This is a genomic window from Paenibacillus sp. J2L1-98 (assembly GCF_056269405.1).
In genome coordinates this window covers 24,533-42,317 of record NZ_JBWDNW010000020.1, presented here as the reverse complement: position 1 = coordinate 42,317, position 17,785 = coordinate 24,533, and the positions used below count along the sequence as shown (strand labels likewise).

Here is a 17,785-nt window from a genome sequence, read left to right as displayed (position 1 = left end):
TTACTTCTAAGATTGTCCTGATGAAAACCATCAGGACAATCTTTTTTTATAGGGATGTGGGTAAATGAAATCTATTGAGGAAAAATTAAACATCTAAGGAAACAACAAATTTAAGTCAAGTGGAGTTTTCAAAGAAGGCTAAGTGAAATCGAACCGTCCATAACAAAGCCATCAGCAGCAACGTTGATTGGGACGGACCACTTATCGTGAGACATATCAAAACACCTTCAAAACAAACCTAACACGTCGTAAGATGTAGGGGACAACTTTGGAGGTGTTTTTAAATTGGAAGCCTGGATGTGGTGGTATCGTGGCGGTGAGTTAGATTCTAGAACATATTGTAAAACCATAATAGGAAATAGGTTAACAGTGATAAGAAAACCATCACCTAAAAAGCTGAGGGATTAGGGTATTTATAGGAACCGGGGAATCGCATTTTCCCGGTCGTAAAGCTTGACTTCATGAAGTGGAAGATCTTCCGATATCCATTTACGGCAACTCTTTTTCGACTATGTCTTGCAAAATAAGCTGAGAGTCGAATCGGAATCAAAAAGTTAAACAGTGCAACAAAGTGTAAGCCGATGACCTTCAGGGAGGAAAGAACGCCATCCCAAAACTTTACTTCACCACCGTCGGGCGGCTGCCGATCTAATGCAAGAATGTATAATTGTCCGCAAATCGGACTTGCACTATGGTTTAAATCACGGTAGCGCAAGCGGTTCAGATCGCTCGACGAGGAACTGCTGAAGGGAAGTATTTAATTATTCAGGCGCCAAGCCGATTTTTGCGCGAGGCTCATTTCCACACACATGAGGATAAAGGCGCCTGCGCCGTGTAGATCATTCTCGCTGGTCGGGCGGGCAATATAGTGAGCGTAATCTCCGATGCCTGTGCCGATGCAGATATGACCGATGATCACATGGCCATTCTCATCGAACTTCAATGTATCAATTACGCCCTGATAGCCCTTCCATGCATATGGCAGATACTTGGCATCCAAATATCCTAAGCGCACTGCTTTGGCAATGGCATGAGCGTACAAGGCGGTACAGGAATTTTCCGGCCAATTGTCCGGATGGTGTGCTTTGTCGACAACCTGGTACCATAAACCGGTGGTGGTATCCTGGTATTCAATTAGGGCAATGAGCAGGTTCTGAAGGATCTCAGTCAGTGTTGCTTTATGCTTATGATCTTCAGGAAGGTATTCGAACATTTCCAGCAGGGCGACAGGGTACCAGCCGATTGCGCGACCCCAGAATTCCGGAGCCAAGCCTGTAATGGGGTCAGCCCATTCAGCTGTTTTGGTTTCATCCCAGCCGTGGTAAAGCAAGCCGGTATCAGGGTCCTTGGTATGCTTCTCCATCAGGATCGCCTGAAAGGTCATCATGTCAAAGTATTCGCTTTCACCGAATGTCTTGCTGAACTGGACAGCAATTGGCCCGGCCATATACAACCCATCCAGCCACATTTGATTCGGGTAATGCTCCTTGTGCCAGAACCCGCCCGATGGATTGGTTTTCCATGATTTTAACAGGGGGACAAGCGTGTACAAGGCTTTCTTATATCGTGCATCTCCCGTTTGCTCATACAGGTTAAAGAGAAGCACCCCCGGTTGAATATCATCTAGTTCGTCGGGCTTGTACTTTTTGATGGTGCCATCTTCGAGAATTTGGCTGTCTACCCACCGCTTGATATAATCATAATATTTTTTCTTCCCGGTCTCCCGCCAGCATTTCTCCATACCGGACAAAAAGACACCCTGATGATAGTGGAACCGATCCGGCGGAAGCAATTCCGGTTCGAATTTGGACATCAATGCTTCACAAGCCTTCTCAGCCCATTGGAGGGGAGTCTGTGCATCTTGCAATGTCTTCCTGGCATTCGTTTCTGAAGAATTCATATCATACCTCCTGTGTTTTATTAAACATATACTAGCACAGAAATATGTACATTATTTGCGGAAATATGTGAATTCTTCTTATATCTTGCGGGTAATGTGAAAGTGCGTATAATGAAAAGATAATCTTATAAGAGGCGGGATACAGGTTGGGGGATATTCAATACGATAACGGCGAAGGGACCTTCTCGGTATCCCATCGCAAGGCACTAAGTCACCATATGCCGACCAATCATTTTCACAGTACATACGAAATCTTCTATTTGATGTCCGGCAAACGGGAGTTTTTTATTAAGGACCGAACGATGGTGATCAATGAGGGGGATGTCATCATTATCTCTCCGAATATCCTGCATCGGACAACCAATACGGAAATGCCTAAGCATGAGCGGCTCATCGTAAACATTCACGAAGATTATATGACTGCAGTGAATGGATCTTATATGGACATTCTGCAGCCGCTGTTTGAGAAAGAGTACATCATAGTCACGTGTTCACAACATGACCGATTTTCTGTGGAGGTGCTTGCGCAGAGGATCATGCAGGAGGTGCGGGAGAAGAAGCCGGGCTTCGAAATGTATGCACAGACTTTAATCCTGCAGCTTCTCATTATTTGCTGCAGGCATGTGAAACAAAACAGCTCGGAGCCGTTGGGATTCCCAAGTCCCATGCATGAAAGAATTTCGGAAGTGGTTCGTTTCATTAACAACCATTATATGGAGGAGTTATCGCTTCATCTGCTGTCAGAGAAATTCTATGTCAGCCCCTATTATTTAAGCCGTTTTTTTAAAGAAGCGACAGGCTTTACTTTCGTGGAGTATTTGAACAGCGTTAGGATCAAGGAGGCAAAGAAACTTCTGATGCGATCCTCCATGAAAGTCAACCTGATTTCTAAGAATGTAGGCTTCGGTAGTGTTACGCATTTTGGCAGAGTGTTCAAACAAGTCACCGGGCACACTCCGTTATACTATAGAAAAGGCAAGTAGCACGTATATGATTGCCATACCTTGATTCGATAAATCTTATATGATTCCGATTTGTAATTGAACAGGAGATAATATGGAGAACAGAGCTACGCTCTCTCTAAAAGAACTCTCTCCTGCCGCCAAAAAATTTATTGAATATATAAAAACGCTGTTAGGTTCAAACTAGGTTTATTTCCAAATGAAACATTAGTTTTTAAATAGCGAAATTCCAAGATGACCGATTGTGCAAGGACTTTTCTGGAATAGTGTATACTTCTTGAATGCATTGGTTATTTTTATTTTGCCCATAAAATTTTTGACCGTCTTTGTGATCCTTGTTAGAATAAATTTAACCTTCGTGCTTCATGATATATTCTAAAATAGATCGGGTGAATTGGTATGCAAACAAACAGTAAAAATGAGCTTTTAAACACTTGGCTGTCCCTTACTAATATTCACTCCAATATTAACGATGAGCTGGAACGTGTACTGCAAGCAAATTACAGCTTGTCCTTAAAGGAATTTTTTGTTCTCTATTTCTTGTCTCAAACAGATGAAAAGCAATTAAGATTACAGCAGTTACAAGAGATGGTTGGTTTAAGTCAGAGTGCTATTTCTAGGCTGGTAGGAAGAATGGAGGCAAAAAGCTGCGGAGCCTTGCAAAGACATATATGTGAAGACGATCGTAGAGGGATTTATACTCAAATTACCGATTTGGGTGAAAAAAAACTACACAGAGCTCTTGAAACCTTCAACGAGATTTTGCAATCCTCTTTTTTAAAAGATGAGCTGAAAAAAGAGCTGCAGGCAATTATAAAAAACTTTAATTAATTTAATAAAGGATTAAGGAGCCCAGAGATTATATTCGCTGGGCTTTTAATTATACGGAAATAAGTACAAAGGATATTAGTTGACAAATAAAAAAGGCGTGCTATTATATATGCATGTGCATACATCTTAATTGTTTTATTTTTCATTATTCATTTTATAAAAAGAAAGGAGTCTTTCTTCATGAAAGATTTATATAGTCCCTATAAAATAAAAGGATTGGAATTAAGGAATCGAATTGTTATGGCTCCCATGTGTCAGTACTCCGTTGACAAAAAAGACGGCATCGCCACAGACTGGCATTTCATGCACTACGTAAATAGAGCGGTTGGTGGAACTGGGCTAATTGTGATTGAAATGACGGACGTAGAACCGGATGGACGTATTTCCGATTTTGATCTTGGATTATGGTCGGATGAGCAAATTCCTGCTTTGAAAAGAATTGTAGATGCCTGCCATAGTTATGGAGCCAAAGTAGGTATTCAAATTGCTCATGCTGGACGTAAAGCGGAAGATGCTGATGTGCCTGTAGCTCCATCCGCTATTGCATTTGATGAGAATTCAAAACAGCCTAGAGCCCTTTCAACTGAAGAAGTTAAAGGATTGGTGGAAAAGTTCCGCAGCGCTGCAGCACGTGCTGTGAAAGCCGGGTTTGATACCATTGAAATACATGGAGCCCACGGATACTTAATTCATCAATTTCACTCTCCTCTTACAAACAAAAGGGATGATGAGTATGGGAAAGATCTCACCAAGTTTGGTCGAGAAATTATTGAGGCAGTCAAGGCTGAGATGCCTGAAGACATGCCGCTTATGATGCGTATCTCTGCTAAAGAATATGTAGAAGGCGGATATGGCATTCAAGAAAGTATTGCCTTTGCCAAAGAATATGAAAAAGCAGGGGTAGATATTTTTGATATCTCGTCAGGTGGTGAAGGCCCTATTGCAGCCTGGGGAAGACCAGGCACACATGCTGCATACCAAGTGCCACTGGCTCAAGACATTAAGAAAGCTCTCAATGTTCCTGTTATTGCTGTTGGAAGGCTCGATGATCCGATCTTGGCAAATGCTGTTATAGGAAATGAAGAAGCTGATTTAGTAGCTGTCGGTAGAGGAATGTTAAGAAACCCTTATTGGGCATTAGAAGCCGCAGCTAAATTGAGCAAAGAGACTGCAATACCCAATCAGTATTTATATGGTTTTAAATGATCTTAATAATGGAAAGTGATTTCGAAATTATTCCACAGACGTACCTAAAGCGGAATATGCAATGAACGTAATAAAATTCCGCTAAATAACTAACTTTAAAAGCAGGAGCAACCTCCTCATTCATGATGCAAATGGCAAGATCCCGACCCACCGGCACATATTCCCGTATTGCGCGCGGGGTCAAACAAGGACGGCAATGGCAGTGACAAGTACACGCAAGTTCTGAATCTTTGCCGTGTACGGGTCGTGGTAACATAAACCGACATTTCTCCCTAAACGATTATCGGTAAGCAGCGGCAGATTAGGACGGATTTTATCATCCTAGTCCGCCGCTGCTTTTTAAGCATTCACAACCCCAATTGTACCTAATCAAGCATAGCAAACTTAAATATGTATAATAAGGGGACAGGATTTTTTTGCTGCAAGGTCCTGAAAAACGATGAAAGCAGATGAAATCATGCGATTCCTCCCACATAAAAACGTAACCAAAACGTTGACTTTCAAGCTTACGATTGGCTCGCAGCTCATTATCATTCCGCTAATCTTCTTCCTAATCTTCGATAATCTGTATTCCATAAATGTGCTGCACAAGAAAGTATCTGAGTCCAAGAAGGATACGATTGCGCTATACATGAACGAGATCGACTCCGAACTGAAAAGTGCGGATGATTACCTAGTCAAAACGTTAAGTTATGATATGAGCATTTCCAATCTGGAAAATGACGATCCCGGCACGAGAGAGATCACCAAAATTAATTTAAAAGAAGATATTGTAAGGGCCATCGGTACCTATAAGCTGGTGGACGGAATATTTATCTATTCGAGCACGACGAAGGACTACTTATATTCCTATAGCTCCCGTACCAGCTACGAGGAGAGAATTGCAGTTGCGGAGTATACGTCGGATAGGATGAATAGTGGCGGAGGTCTTAGCGGGTTGAAGTGGTTTTCATCATCGGTCGATTCCTCCAATTACATGTTCAGAATCTTGAATATCGGCAGCGTCTTTGTAGGCGCTTGGATAAACCTAGATACTTTTATTCAGTACATTAATGATTTGGACCTTAATCAGAAGGAATCGTTTATTATGGCTTCTTCGGAAGGAGTGCCGTTAAATAATGCCGATTTCATTCGAAGTCATGGTATCGATCTATCCGGAGATTTAAGCAGCTACTACTTTACTGGAACGAATAAAAGCTACATGGTGATAGGGCAGGATTCAAAGAGGGGAAACATGAGATTAACGGTCGTGGATAGCGAAAACAACATCCTCGAAGGGCTCAATCAAATTCAGATCGTTATTATTACCATCGCTTTGCTATCGATTTTGTGCATACCTCTAACCTTCATTATACTGAGGAAATGGATATTCAAGCCGATAACAAAAATAAAACACGCCATTAAAATGTTTGAAGGCGGGGATCTAAGCTATAACATCAAGGTAGAAGAGCATCCCTATGAATTTATGCTGCTGATTGATACATTCAATCATTTCACGTCACAGATCCAACAGCTTAAGATTGACGTCTATGAAGAGCAAATTCATAAGCAGAAAGCGGAGCTCCAGTATCTTCAGATGCAAATTAAGCCGCATTTTTACTTGAATGCCTTCAACACGATCTACAGCATGGCTCAAATGAAGGACTATTCATTGATTCAGGACATGGTCCGGAGCTTGTCGGATTATTTAAGGTATATGGTCAGGGGTAATTTTACGCTTGTCCCATTCAAGGATGAGTTAAAGCATGTCCAAGCTTATCTTCAAATCCAGAAGATCCGCTCAGGGGAAAATTTGATATGTCATGTCGATGCCGATCAGCAGCTGATGAACTTGCAAATGCCGCCGCTTATCCTGCACACATTTATTGAGAATATCGTAAAGCATGCCCTTACGATGCACGAGCCGATAACGGTGTACATCAATGCGGCTTTGATTGAACAGGAGAACGGCAAGTTTGCAAGCATTACGATCCAGGATAGCGGTAAAGGATTTTCGGCCGCGGCTCTGTACGATATTAATTCCGATAATGACCACCACAAAGACGACGGAGTGAGTATCGGGATCTGGAATATTAAACAAAGGCTCGCGTTGATGTATGGGAATAAAGCCAGCTTAACCGCGAGCAACAACGCCGGTGCGCGAATCATGATTATATTGCCGATAGAAACGGAGCCGATTCAAAATGAATATTTTAATCGTTGATGATGAAATCCAGACCGTCAGGGCTATTAAACACAGCATCGACTGGGACATGCTCAAGATTAATGAAGTCTATACGGCTCACAATATCGCTCAAGCCAAGGAGATCTTGTCCACGACCTTAATAGACATCGCAATTTGCGACATTGAGATGCCGCAGGGCAGCGGACTGGAGCTGCTTGCATGGATCAACGAGTATTCTTCGGATACGGAGAGTATTTTATTGACTTGCCATGCCGAATTTGAATTTGCCAAAAAAGCAATTGAGCTTGGAAGCTTCGATTATTTGGTCAAGCCGATCCCATTCGAAGAGTTGGAGCAGGTTATTTACAAAGCCGTGTCCAAGATTTCCTCAACGAAACGGCTAAAAGAGTACAGTGAGTATGGGGAGTACTGGATTAACAACCAATCCATGATTGAAGAAAGCTTTTGGTCCGATCTACTGCAGGGGCAGCTCTCTGATAACCCTGCGGAAATCGCGCAAAACGCAAAAAAAAGAAATGTTGAGTATAAAACGGATGAACGGTACAGATTAGTATTGATCAGCAAAAAAAGGCTTGTTACGAAGCTGGACGCATGGAACCATCAATTACTCGATTACGCTTTGAAAAATATTGCGGGCGAAACCATATTCGGAAATGTGAACTCGAACTCCCTCTTTATGTTGAACGGTCAAATGATAGCCATTCTACCTGAGGTTAAGGATAGGAAGCGCCATGAGGAAGAAATAAAGGAGGTGTGCAAGGAACTCATCGTCGCTTGCAATACCTACTTGGGATGCAGCGTTAGCTGTTATATTGGCGACTTCGTTTACGGCGAGCAGCTTCCCGAATGCTATAAAAAGCTGGTGGAAATCGACAAAAACAATGTAGCCTTAACAAGTAAAATCTTTGATTTGAACGAGCGGGACCGTGATCTTGAGACTCCGATCGCCGCCTTACAAACCCTTATTCAAGAATGGACGGTCATGCTGCATCAGGGCAATAAAGAAAAATTGCAGCAGAAAATCATAAGCTACCTTAATGCTTTGGCGGCTGAGGAAAGACTCAACCTGGATGTCCTGCGCATTGTGCAGCATGATATGTTGCAAATGGTGTATTCTTTCCTGCAGCAAAAAGAAGTTCAAGCCCATCAGCTTTTCAAAGATCCGCAATCGCAGGAGCTGTACCGGAATTCTATAAGCAATATCGATCATATGAGAAACTGGATTCGCTATTTTATCGGCAAGGCCGTCGGTTACACGGAAGAGATCGCAAAATCGCAGTCGGTTATCTGGAAAGTGAAGGAGTATATGCAAGCCAACCTGAAGAATGACATTACGAGAGAAGACATCGCCAATTATGTATACCTTAATCCGGATTATTTGACCCGGATATTCAAGAAAGCTACGGGACTATCGATCATCGAATATTTGACCGATACAAGAATCAAAAAATCGATTGTTTTGCTGAACGATTCGAATTTGCCGATTAGTACGGTGGCTAGCGAAGTCGGTTATGATAATCTCACGTACTTCTCCAAGCTATTCAAGAAAGCAGTCGGCAGCAGCCCTTCGGAATTCAGAAGACAGAGCGCGAAGTCGGAAAATGAATAAATCTGGTCGGATAAAAACAAATCCCAGCTGCCTTGGGATTTGTTTTTTTGTTTTAACTACCGGCATGATCCGGATATGGTCGGAAACCGTCCAATGTAGGTCTGAGGAGTTAAAGAGAAACAGACGGAAATGCTTATATAATAGCGGTAAGCTGTCACAGAGAACCTGATTAAATATTACATCACGGGTTGTTTGTACGGTAATCGCATACAAAGGGGAGATCAAGGTGAAAAAGAAAAGCAGAATCATTACTGTGTTGGCGATTGTCGCTTTGCTTTTATCGGCCTGCTCGGGCGGGAATGGTGGCAACAATAGCGGCAGCAATACCGGTGAAAACCCGACACAAGAATCGGAAAGTACCGCTAAGCCTGAAGAAATCGTATATGCCTATCCCATATACGGAAACATACCGACGGATATACAGTTGATTGAGGACGAGGTCAATAAAATTTCGATCAAAGAAATTAACGTGAAAGCAAAGCTGCTGCCAATCAACGGCGGAAACTGGGACCAACAAGTCAATCTGATGATTTCTAGCGGGGAAAAGCTTGACCTCATGCCGTCAATGGGCAACTTCAATACCATGGTCGCCCAGAAGCAACTGCTGGATATCACGGCATTGATTGACTCCCACGGTCAAGGAATCAAATCTGCGGTTGGGGAGAACTTCTTGAAAGGGACTATGGTTGACGGGAAAATTTACGGGGTTACCCTTGGAAACGGAAAAGCGGCTGTTCCCAATATTGCAATGAGAAAGGACATTCTTGACAAATATGGTTTAAGTATCGACAACGTGAATACTCTTGAAGATATCGCCAAGATTTATGAGGTAGTATCCCAAAAGGAACCGAAAATGTCCATGCTCATTCCATTCGGTGCAGGCGATGTTTCATTGGCGCCTGGCGCTCTGTTATTTCAATCGAATTACGATGCCTTGGGTGACGGTATAGGTGTGCTTCTTGGCAATGATAATTTCAACGTCGTCAATTTCTATGAGACAGAGGAATACAAGTCGCTCCTAAATACGATCAGAGACTGGTATCAAAAGGGATATATCTTGAAAGATGCAGCAACAACAACCGAGACTGCTGTGAGCTTACTAAAGGCAGGCAAGGGATTCTCTGAATTTAGTAACGGTGAAGTGGGATTGGATGCTCAGTTGGCAAGAAACACCGGACATCCATTTGTGACCAAGAAGCTGCAAGAACCACTGATTACTTCGGGAGCCATTCAAGGTCTGACTTGGACGATTCCCGTAACTTCCAAAAAACCGGAAGCGGCAATGAAGTTCCTGAATTTGACCTATACGAACGCAGATGTAGTTAACTTGCTGGACTGGGGCATCGAGGGCAAACACTACGAGAAGAAGCAGGACGGAACGATTGGCTACCCAAGCGGTGTCGACGCGAGCAATACCAGCTATGGCTTCGGCCAAGACTGGTTAATGGGGAATCAGTTGATTGCCCATGTATGGGAAGGTAACGACCCGAATAACTATAACATTCTCGCCGAAAACAATAAGACCGCACCTATCTCGATCGCGCTCGGGTTCTCTTATGACAGTTCGAAGGTGAAGACGGAGATCGCGAATGTAAACAATGTACTTTCTCAATACCGGCCGGGGCTCCATACCGGAAGCCTGGATCCGGACAAATACCTGCCGGAATTGATTTCCAAGCTGAAAACGGCGGGAATCGATAAGATCATTGCGGAGAAACAGGAGCAGCTCAACGCTTGGGTTGCTGCAAATCAGAAGTAAACGAGTCTTCTCTTAGGGTACAAGTATGTAACCGGCATGCAGACTTGTGTTACATATTTGTACCCTATTTTATCCAGAACGCACAAGAGGAAGGAGGAGGATTGCTTTGAATACAACGATCAAGAAAAGAAAAAGCATGATTCCGATGTATGTGATGATGTTGCCTGGGCTATTGTATTTGCTTATCAATAACTATTTCCCCATGACCGGTCTATTTATTGCCTTTAAGAGCATCGATTACTCAAAAGGTATCTTTCAAAGCGATTGGTCAGGGTTTCAGAATTTCAAGTATCTCTTCAGCACCTCCGATGCATGGATCATTACGCGAAATACGATATTGTACAACTTGGCGTTTATTATACTTGGAACCACGGCCGGCATAACGGTCGGCATTCTGTTAAGCGAGTTGTCCAGGAAGCTTCTGTCCCGGTTTTATCAAACGGTTCTGCTTCTGCCGCAATTAATGTCTATTATCATTATCGCGTATATCGCTTACGCGTTTCTAAGTGTGGACACGGGTTTAATCAACAAAACGATTTTGCCTTTCTTCGGTATAGATCCTATCTCCTGGTATATGGAGCCTTCTTATTGGCCTTTTATCCTGACGTTTATCTACCTATGGAAAGGCTTGGGCTACTCCTGCATTATTTATCTCGCTTCCATTCTTGGCATCGACAGATCTCTTTATGAGTCTGCGGAAATCGATGGGGCTGGAAAGTGGAGACAGATCATTTCGATTACTTTACCTATGCTAAAACCTACCATTATTACATTGGTGTTGATGTCCATAGGAACAATGTTCTATTCCGATTTCGGTTTGTTCTACCAGATCCCGATGAATTCCGGCGTACTCTACAGTACGACCAGTGTAATCGATACTTACGTGTATCGAGGATTGCTGCAGTTGAACGACATCGGAATGTCCTCCGCCGCAGGAGCGTACCAATCCGTGGTTGGGTTCATACTGATTTTGCTAGCCAATTTTATTGTCAGGAAATTAGATAAAGATAACGCGCTTTTTTAGGAGGTGGAGAAATGAGTAAGCTATTCAATACGCGATCTGTTTATCAAATCAGCATTAACTTCATTTTAATGATATTGGCATTGGCAAGTATTTTGCCGTTTCTGCTGCTTGTGATTTCCTCTTTTGCGGACGAAGCGACTTTGACACTTAATGGTTACTCCTTTTTTCCCGAGAAGTTCAGCTTGAACGCTTACGAGTACTTGTTCCAACAAAGCAGCATGCTACTGAGAGCTTACGGAATTACAATTTTTGTTACCGCTGTCGGCACAAGCGTAGCGCTGCTGCTGACATCCATGCTTGCCTATCCGCTATCGAGAAGAGATTTTTCCAAACGGAACGTATTCTCCTTTGTTGTGTTTTTCACCATGCTTTTTAACGGAGGGCTGGTGCCTTCCTATCTGATGTGGACCAGTGTTTTTAATATTAAAAACACCATTTTCGCCTTAATCCTGCCTAACTTGATGATGAACGCCTTTTTCGTACTTCTCATGAAAAATTATTTCGCCAACAATATTCCACCGGAATTGATCGAAGCGGCGGAAATGGACGGAGCTGGCGAGTATAAAGTATTCTTTCAGATCGTGCTTCCGCTTTCGCTGCCGATTATGGCGACGGTTGGGCTCATGATCGGGATCAATTACTGGAATGATTGGACCAATGGATTGTATTATGTGACGAACCCGGATCTCTTCAGTGTGCAGAACTTACTGAACCGAATCCTGTCCAACATCCAGTTTCTTAGCACAAACACCGTAAGTCAGAAGGTTAACACAGAGATGCCTAGTACCGGCATCCGAATGGCGATCGCTGTCATGGGTATGCTGCCCATTCTGGTCATGTATCCTTTCTTCCAACGGTATTTTGTAAAGGGAATTACCATTGGCGCGGTTAAAGGATAGCATAAATTGTTTTCCAAAGGGGAGTTAAAGATGGATCAGCCGGTTTTCAGCAACAGCAACTGGATCTGGACGGCCGGGTCATTTGATCGGGACAGCGCTTCGTTTCTGTACTTTCGGAAAGAAATCGAACTGAATCAGGATGTCAGATCGGCGCTTTTTCGAATGAGCGCAGACTCCAGATATCGTCTTTATATTAACGGAATCTCGGTTGCTCAAGGGCCATGTAAAGGGGACAATCAAGTCTGGTTTTATGATGAAGTGGAGGTTGGATCAGCACTTCGGCAAGGTGTGAATGTATTTGCAGCTGTCGTTCTGCGTTACCCTCAGCAACATGCAGAGGGTAACCATTCCGTTTGGAGAACGGATATGCCGGGGGTTTACCTGGATGGAACCATCGAGCTCGCTGATGGAAGCTGGCTTTCCTTTGGAGCAGATGAGACGTGGAAGAGCTTCTATGACGACCGCATTCAACTGGGGAAGGTAAATCCATATTTCGACCCGCTCTATATCGTGGAAACTGCAGAAGGAAATAGCCGCTCATTCGGATGGAAGGAAGCCGGCTTTGACGACGGCGGCTGGGCGGAAACGAAGGCTTATCTGGACGTTCAGATTAGAAAAGCGATCAGTCCGGGCGGGATGACCCCTAGACCGATTCCATTGATGTATGAAAAACCGAGCAGATTCAAAAGCGTGGTGTGCCCAAGAACGACGGAAACGAATGTAGATGAGTGGAAGAAATTGATTGAAGGGGTTGGCGGCGTAGCAATTCCGCCTAACACGAAGTCTGTTATCGAGATCAGCGCGGGGTACGAAGTAACCGGTTTTCTGGAAGCGGCATATTCCGGCGGCAGAGGAGCACTGGTGTCAATTCTCAGCTCGGAGTCCTATGTGTATCCGTCCAAAGACCAGAAAGGGCACCTCCCTGCTCCGGCGAAGGGAGACCGGACCGATTATATCCACGGACATCTGGAAGGTGCGCCGGACACCTATCGGGTCGGCGGCTTCGGTACGCTTGAGCGGCCGGAGGAGTACGAGCCGTTCTGGTTTCGTACGTTCCGTTTTGTACAGGTCACTGTGGAAACACGAGACGAGCCTTTAACCTTCTTAAGGCTGGGTTACCGGGAAACCGGTTATCCGCTTGAAGTGCGGACCAAAGTAGAGACGTCCGACGAAACCCTGCATGGCATTTGGGAGATCAGCGAGCGAACCTTGCGCCTCTGCATGCATGAAACTTACGAGGATTGTCCGTATTACGAGCAGCTTCAATATGCGATGGATTCGCGATCCCAAATCCTGTTTACGTATAACATCGCAGCCGATGACCGTTTGGCAAGAAAGTGTATCGATGATTTCTTCCGTTCCCAGCGTTATGACGGTTTGACTAACAGCTGTTATCCGTCTACCGGGCCTAACGTCATTCCCGGATTCGCCATCTATTATATTCTTATGATCCATGACCACATGATGTACTTTGGCGACAAGAAGCTGGTTGAGAAGTATATGCCTTCCGTCGAAAGAGTCCTTCAGTTCTTCGACCGGCGTTTGGAAGAAACGGGGTTGACGGCAAGAACGTCCGAAGGAGGGATGGGGAACCCTTACTGGTCCTTCGTCGATTGGGTAGCCACATGGAATACCGGCGTGCCGAATGCCATATCTAAGGGACCTGTTACCTTCGACTCTCTCTTATATCGGATGGGGCTTCAGGCTGCGGCGGATCTGGCCCGTTACATGGACAGACACGACCTCAGGGAAAGCTATTTGAAGAAAGCGGAAAGCATTAAGCAGGCGGTACTCGCATGCTGCGTCGGCAGAGACGGCTTGATTCAGGATGGTCCAGGCGTGGACGAATACAGCCAGCATGCTCAGGTGTTTGCGGTATTGACCGATGTAGTAAGCGGAACAAAAGCGAAGGAATTGATGGAAATTGCATTGTCGGATGAGACCCTAGCGAAGTGCTCTGTTGCGATGGCGTACTACCTTTTCCGTGCTGTGGAGAAGGTCGGCCTTTATCATAAAACCGATGAGCTATGGATTTTATGGAGAGGGATGCTGGCGAACAATTTGACGACATGCGTAGAAGATGACGTGACCGAACGAAGCGACTGTCATGCATGGGGATCTTTGATTCTCTATGAATTGCCGGCCATCGTACTTGGGGTGCAGCCTGCAGAACCAGGTTACGCGAGCATCCGGGTAAGCCCGACTCCAGGCTATTTATCCTGGGCGAGAGGTGAAGTAATGACGCCGAAGGGTCTGGTCAAGGTAAGTTGGGAAAAGGCAGACAGCGGGAGCATCAATCTCACGGTCGAGGTATCGGAAGGGATAAAGGTTGTACACTAGAAATAGGAAAGCCGGATCTTATTGAGGATCCGGCTTTTGCTCGTATAACAGGCCGATCACTCTGAATCAAAACAAATGATCAGTTTGATTGTATCGCATTCTAAAGATAGTGCACCGAAACGGCTAAACATAATCCACTTTTCGACAAGCTAATATAGAATTATCTATTTTCTATGATTCATTTAGGGAAATCTTGATTGTTCCGAAGTTGCATTGCTTAACAATAGAGGAGGAAAACGACTTGACAATACTTGGTACATCATCTTTAACGTGTGAGTATAGGAGTCAGCTGCTGGGAACGGATGTGCTTCGTCCCAGATTCAGTTGGCAGCTCGTTTCGGAGTTGAGAGGGACGGGACAGACAGCTTACAGACTGCAGGTTACCGGCTCTGAAGCTGAATTCGAATCACCGGGCTGGGATACGGGTCGTGTGGAGTCGGACCAATCCATTCAGGTCGAATATGCCGGACCGCTGCTTCAATCCCGCTGCCGTTATCATTACCGGGTTAAAGTATGGGATAATTTCGGCAGGGAATCGGATTGGAGTGACATCGCGTGGTGGGAGATGGGAATTCTCTCGCCAAAGGAGTGGAAGGCGGCGTGGATCACCCCGGACCCGGAAGTGTATGACCCTCACGCGAAAGAAGTATTCATGCTTCGCAAACGTTTCGAAGCACAGGAAGGTATTCGTTCGGCACGAATCTATGCGACAGCAGCAGGGGTCTATGAGATATACGTTAACGGACAAAGAGTTGGCGATGAACTCCTCGCTCCGGGATGGACCAGCTATGAGCACCGTCACCAATATCAAACCTATGATGTTACTTCGCAGATTCAGAGCGGAGCGAACGGAATGGGTGTGCTTCTCGGTGACGGCTGGTTTAAGGGTGAGTTAACATGGCTGAGTAAAAGAAATATATACGGCGACCGGAGGGCGATGCTGCTGCAGCTTTGTATCCAGTACGCTGACGGTTCCGAGGAATGGATCGGGACTGATCCCTCCTGGAAGTCTTCTACCGGACCGATTTTGCTCTCTGAATTATATGCGGGCGAAATTTATGATGCTCGTCTGGAGAAAACGGGCTGGAACGAGGCATATGCGGAGGAAGACGAATGGGCTGGTACCATAGCTATTCAACATCCGGTCGATCACTTGGTCGCACAAGAGAACTGGCCGACTCGTGTTACGCAACATATTCATCCTAGGCAGGTGCTTCGTACGCCAGCAGGAGAGATTGTACTCGACATGGGTCAGAACTTAGTCGGGCGGATACGAATGATTTTGAATGTTCCCGCAGAAACTAAAATAACACTCCAACATGCGGAAGTGCTGGACAAGCAAGGAAACTTCTACACGGCCAATCTGCGAAAGGCGAAGCAGACCGTTGAATACATCTCAAAAGGCGGCACGACGGAAACCTATGCGCCGCATTTCACCTTCCAGGGATTCCGTTACGTTAAAGTGGAAGGGTTCCCTTATCAACAGGACGATATTCTAATGAATGCCTTCGTTGCCGAGGTCATTCATTCGGATATGGCTCTGAGCGGTACATTTGAATGCTCTCATCCAATGGTAAATCAGCTTCAACGCAATATTGTATGGGGACAGCGGGGGAATTTTCTCGATGTGCCGACGGATTGCCCACAGCGGGATGAAAGGCTTGGATGGACGGGGGATGCCCAAGTGTTCATACGTACGGCTGCCTTCAATTATCACATTGGACCGTTCTTTACCAAGTGGCTGAGGGATCTGAAGGCAGACCAACGGCCGAGCGGCAGTGTCCCTTACGTCATACCCAATGCATTGGAGGACTATACCTCCACCATGTGGGGGGATGAAACGTTTACCTCATCGGCTTGGGGAGACGCTGCAACGGTTTGCCCATGGATCGTGTATTTGATGTATGGGGACGCGCGGCTGCTTGCCGAACAATATGGCAGTATGAAAGCGTGGGTGGAGTTCATCCGTGCGCAAGGAACAGAGGAATGTTTATGGAACACGGGTTTCCAATTTGGTGACTGGCTGGCATTGGATGCCCATGAGGGCAGCTACTTTGGCGCTACGCCAAACGAGCTTGTAGCGACAGCTTTTTTTGGTTTGTCAACAAAAATTGTGCGAGATGCCGCGGCCGTTCTGGGTTATGAGGAAGATGCCCGCATGTACGCCGCTTTATGGAACGGGATTGTAACGAAGTTCCGGGAGCACTTTATGACACGGGAAGGCCGGATGGCTGCATCTACCCAAACGGCGCATATTTTACCCCTTGTTTTTTCACTGGTAGAAGGGAATGACCGGAAGCTAATCGCCAATGATCTAAACGAGTTGATCATTCGCAATGATTATCATCTGGATACCGGGTTTGTCGGCACCCCTTATCTTTGTTTGGCATTATCGGATAATGGTTATCATGAGACTGCTGTGAAGCTTCTGCTGCAGGAAACATATCCGTCTTGGTTGTATTCCATTAGCAAAGGTGCTACGACCATATGGGAACATTGGGATGGTATCAAACCGGACGGATCCTTCTGGAGCGATGATATGAACTCTTATAACCATTATGCATATGGTGCCATTGGCGATTGGATGTATAGATATGTGGCGGGACTTTCTATGGATGAAAGCGAACCTGCTTATAAAAAAATTGTTATTCATCCGCGAATAACGGAGGGTGAACTCAATCACGCAAGAGTTTCCTATGCCTCTCCGTATGGCAGTATCGAGTGTGGATGGCATATAACGGATGCGGGCATTGAACTTACCGCAACCATACCGGTCAATACGAGAGCAGAAATAACGCTGCCGGGGGCAATATTCCATACGGTCAAGGAGATCGGGAATGAGCTGCGTACTGAAACGGGACTTCACTACTCACAAGTAGAGGACGGAGTCTGCGTATCCGTAGGCTCGGGCTCTTATCGTTTCGCTTATCAACGATAATGGGGGAAAGAGGCGCACCGGCTTTGGTGGGTCTCTTTTCATGTAATTGTTAGTCCGCTATCGTTCTTAATATCTAAAAATAATGCACTTCAAATGCCAAAGTAAATACACTCGAAGACAGGTTAATATAAA

General features: G+C 45.0%; 11 protein-coding genes. 10 read left to right on the top strand and 1 reads right to left on the bottom strand.

The window, feature by feature from the left end; all coding sequences use genetic code 11:
• Positions 1 to 757: 757 nt before the first annotated feature.
• A complete protein-coding gene (locus tag AC0YNZ_RS24840; protein WP_475829168.1) occupies positions 758 to 1,900 on the bottom strand; it encodes a glycoside hydrolase family 88/105 protein in 1,143 nt (380 codons plus the stop codon).
• Between the two features lie 146 nt (positions 1,901 to 2,046).
• Between AC0YNZ_RS24840 and AC0YNZ_RS24835 the strand changes: the two genes are divergently transcribed.
• From AC0YNZ_RS24835 to AC0YNZ_RS24790, 10 genes are all read left to right on the top strand, one after another.
• Entirely contained in the window at positions 2,047 to 2,883 is an 837-nt protein-coding gene (locus AC0YNZ_RS24835) for an AraC family transcriptional regulator (RefSeq protein ID WP_475829167.1), read from the top strand.
• A gap of 378 nt (positions 2,884 to 3,261) precedes the next feature.
• Complete coding sequence (locus tag AC0YNZ_RS24830) at positions 3,262 to 3,693, top strand: MarR family winged helix-turn-helix transcriptional regulator (protein WP_475829166.1); 432 nt, start codon at positions 3,262 to 3,264, stop codon at positions 3,691 to 3,693.
• 180 nt (positions 3,694 to 3,873) lie between these two features.
• The gene (locus AC0YNZ_RS24825; protein WP_475829165.1) at positions 3,874 to 4,899 is read left to right on the top strand and encodes an NADH:flavin oxidoreductase/NADH oxidase; all 1,026 of its coding nucleotides are present in this window, start codon (positions 3,874 to 3,876) and stop codon (positions 4,897 to 4,899) included.
• Positions 4,900 to 5,356: 457 nt separating this feature from the next.
• The gene (locus AC0YNZ_RS24820) at positions 5,357 to 7,102 is read left to right on the top strand and encodes a sensor histidine kinase (protein ID WP_475829164.1); all 1,746 of its coding nucleotides are present in this window, start codon (positions 5,357 to 5,359) and stop codon (positions 7,100 to 7,102) included.
• Positions 7,083 to 8,693 (top strand): response regulator transcription factor, encoded by a 1,611-nt coding sequence (locus AC0YNZ_RS24815; RefSeq protein ID WP_475829163.1) that lies wholly within the window; start codon positions 7,083 to 7,085, stop codon positions 8,691 to 8,693. The genes AC0YNZ_RS24820 and AC0YNZ_RS24815 overlap by 20 nt, the downstream gene beginning before the upstream one ends.
• 226 nt (positions 8,694 to 8,919) lie before the next feature.
• Positions 8,920 to 10,452 (top strand): ABC transporter substrate-binding protein, encoded by a 1,533-nt coding sequence (locus tag AC0YNZ_RS24810; RefSeq protein WP_475829162.1) that lies wholly within the window; start codon positions 8,920 to 8,922, stop codon positions 10,450 to 10,452.
• A gap of 100 nt (positions 10,453 to 10,552) precedes the next feature.
• Positions 10,553 to 11,476 (top strand): ABC transporter permease, encoded by a 924-nt coding sequence (locus AC0YNZ_RS24805; protein WP_475829208.1) that lies wholly within the window; start codon positions 10,553 to 10,555, stop codon positions 11,474 to 11,476.
• Between the two features lie 11 nt (positions 11,477 to 11,487).
• A complete protein-coding gene (locus AC0YNZ_RS24800; RefSeq protein ID WP_475829161.1) occupies positions 11,488 to 12,375 on the top strand; it encodes a carbohydrate ABC transporter permease in 888 nt (295 codons plus the stop codon).
• A 30-nt stretch (positions 12,376 to 12,405) separates the two neighbouring features.
• A complete protein-coding gene (locus AC0YNZ_RS24795) occupies positions 12,406 to 14,715 on the top strand; it encodes an alpha-L-rhamnosidase-related protein (protein WP_475829160.1) in 2,310 nt (769 codons plus the stop codon).
• A 241-nt stretch (positions 14,716 to 14,956) separates the two neighbouring features.
• Entirely contained in the window at positions 14,957 to 17,653 is a 2,697-nt protein-coding gene (locus AC0YNZ_RS24790) for an alpha-L-rhamnosidase (RefSeq protein WP_475829159.1), read from the top strand.
• Positions 17,654 to 17,785 lie beyond the last annotated feature (132 nt).

Coding starts and splice junctions, on each gene's coding strand:
- AC0YNZ_RS24830 (WP_475829166.1), top strand. CDS start 3,262: ATGCAAACAAACAGTAAAAATGAGCTTTTAAACACTTGGCTGTCCCTT.
- AC0YNZ_RS24795 (WP_475829160.1), top strand. CDS start 12,406: ATGGATCAGCCGGTTTTCAGCAACAGCAACTGGATCTGGACGGCCGGG.
- AC0YNZ_RS24840 (WP_475829168.1), bottom strand. CDS start 1,900: ATGAATTCTTCAGAAACGAATGCCAGGAAGACATTGCAAGATGCACAG.
- AC0YNZ_RS24820 (WP_475829164.1), top strand. CDS start 5,357: ATGCGATTCCTCCCACATAAAAACGTAACCAAAACGTTGACTTTCAAG.
- AC0YNZ_RS24815 (WP_475829163.1), top strand. CDS start 7,083: ATGAATATTTTAATCGTTGATGATGAAATCCAGACCGTCAGGGCTATT.
- AC0YNZ_RS24825 (WP_475829165.1), top strand. CDS start 3,874: ATGAAAGATTTATATAGTCCCTATAAAATAAAAGGATTGGAATTAAGG.
- AC0YNZ_RS24800 (WP_475829161.1), top strand. CDS start 11,488: ATGAGTAAGCTATTCAATACGCGATCTGTTTATCAAATCAGCATTAAC.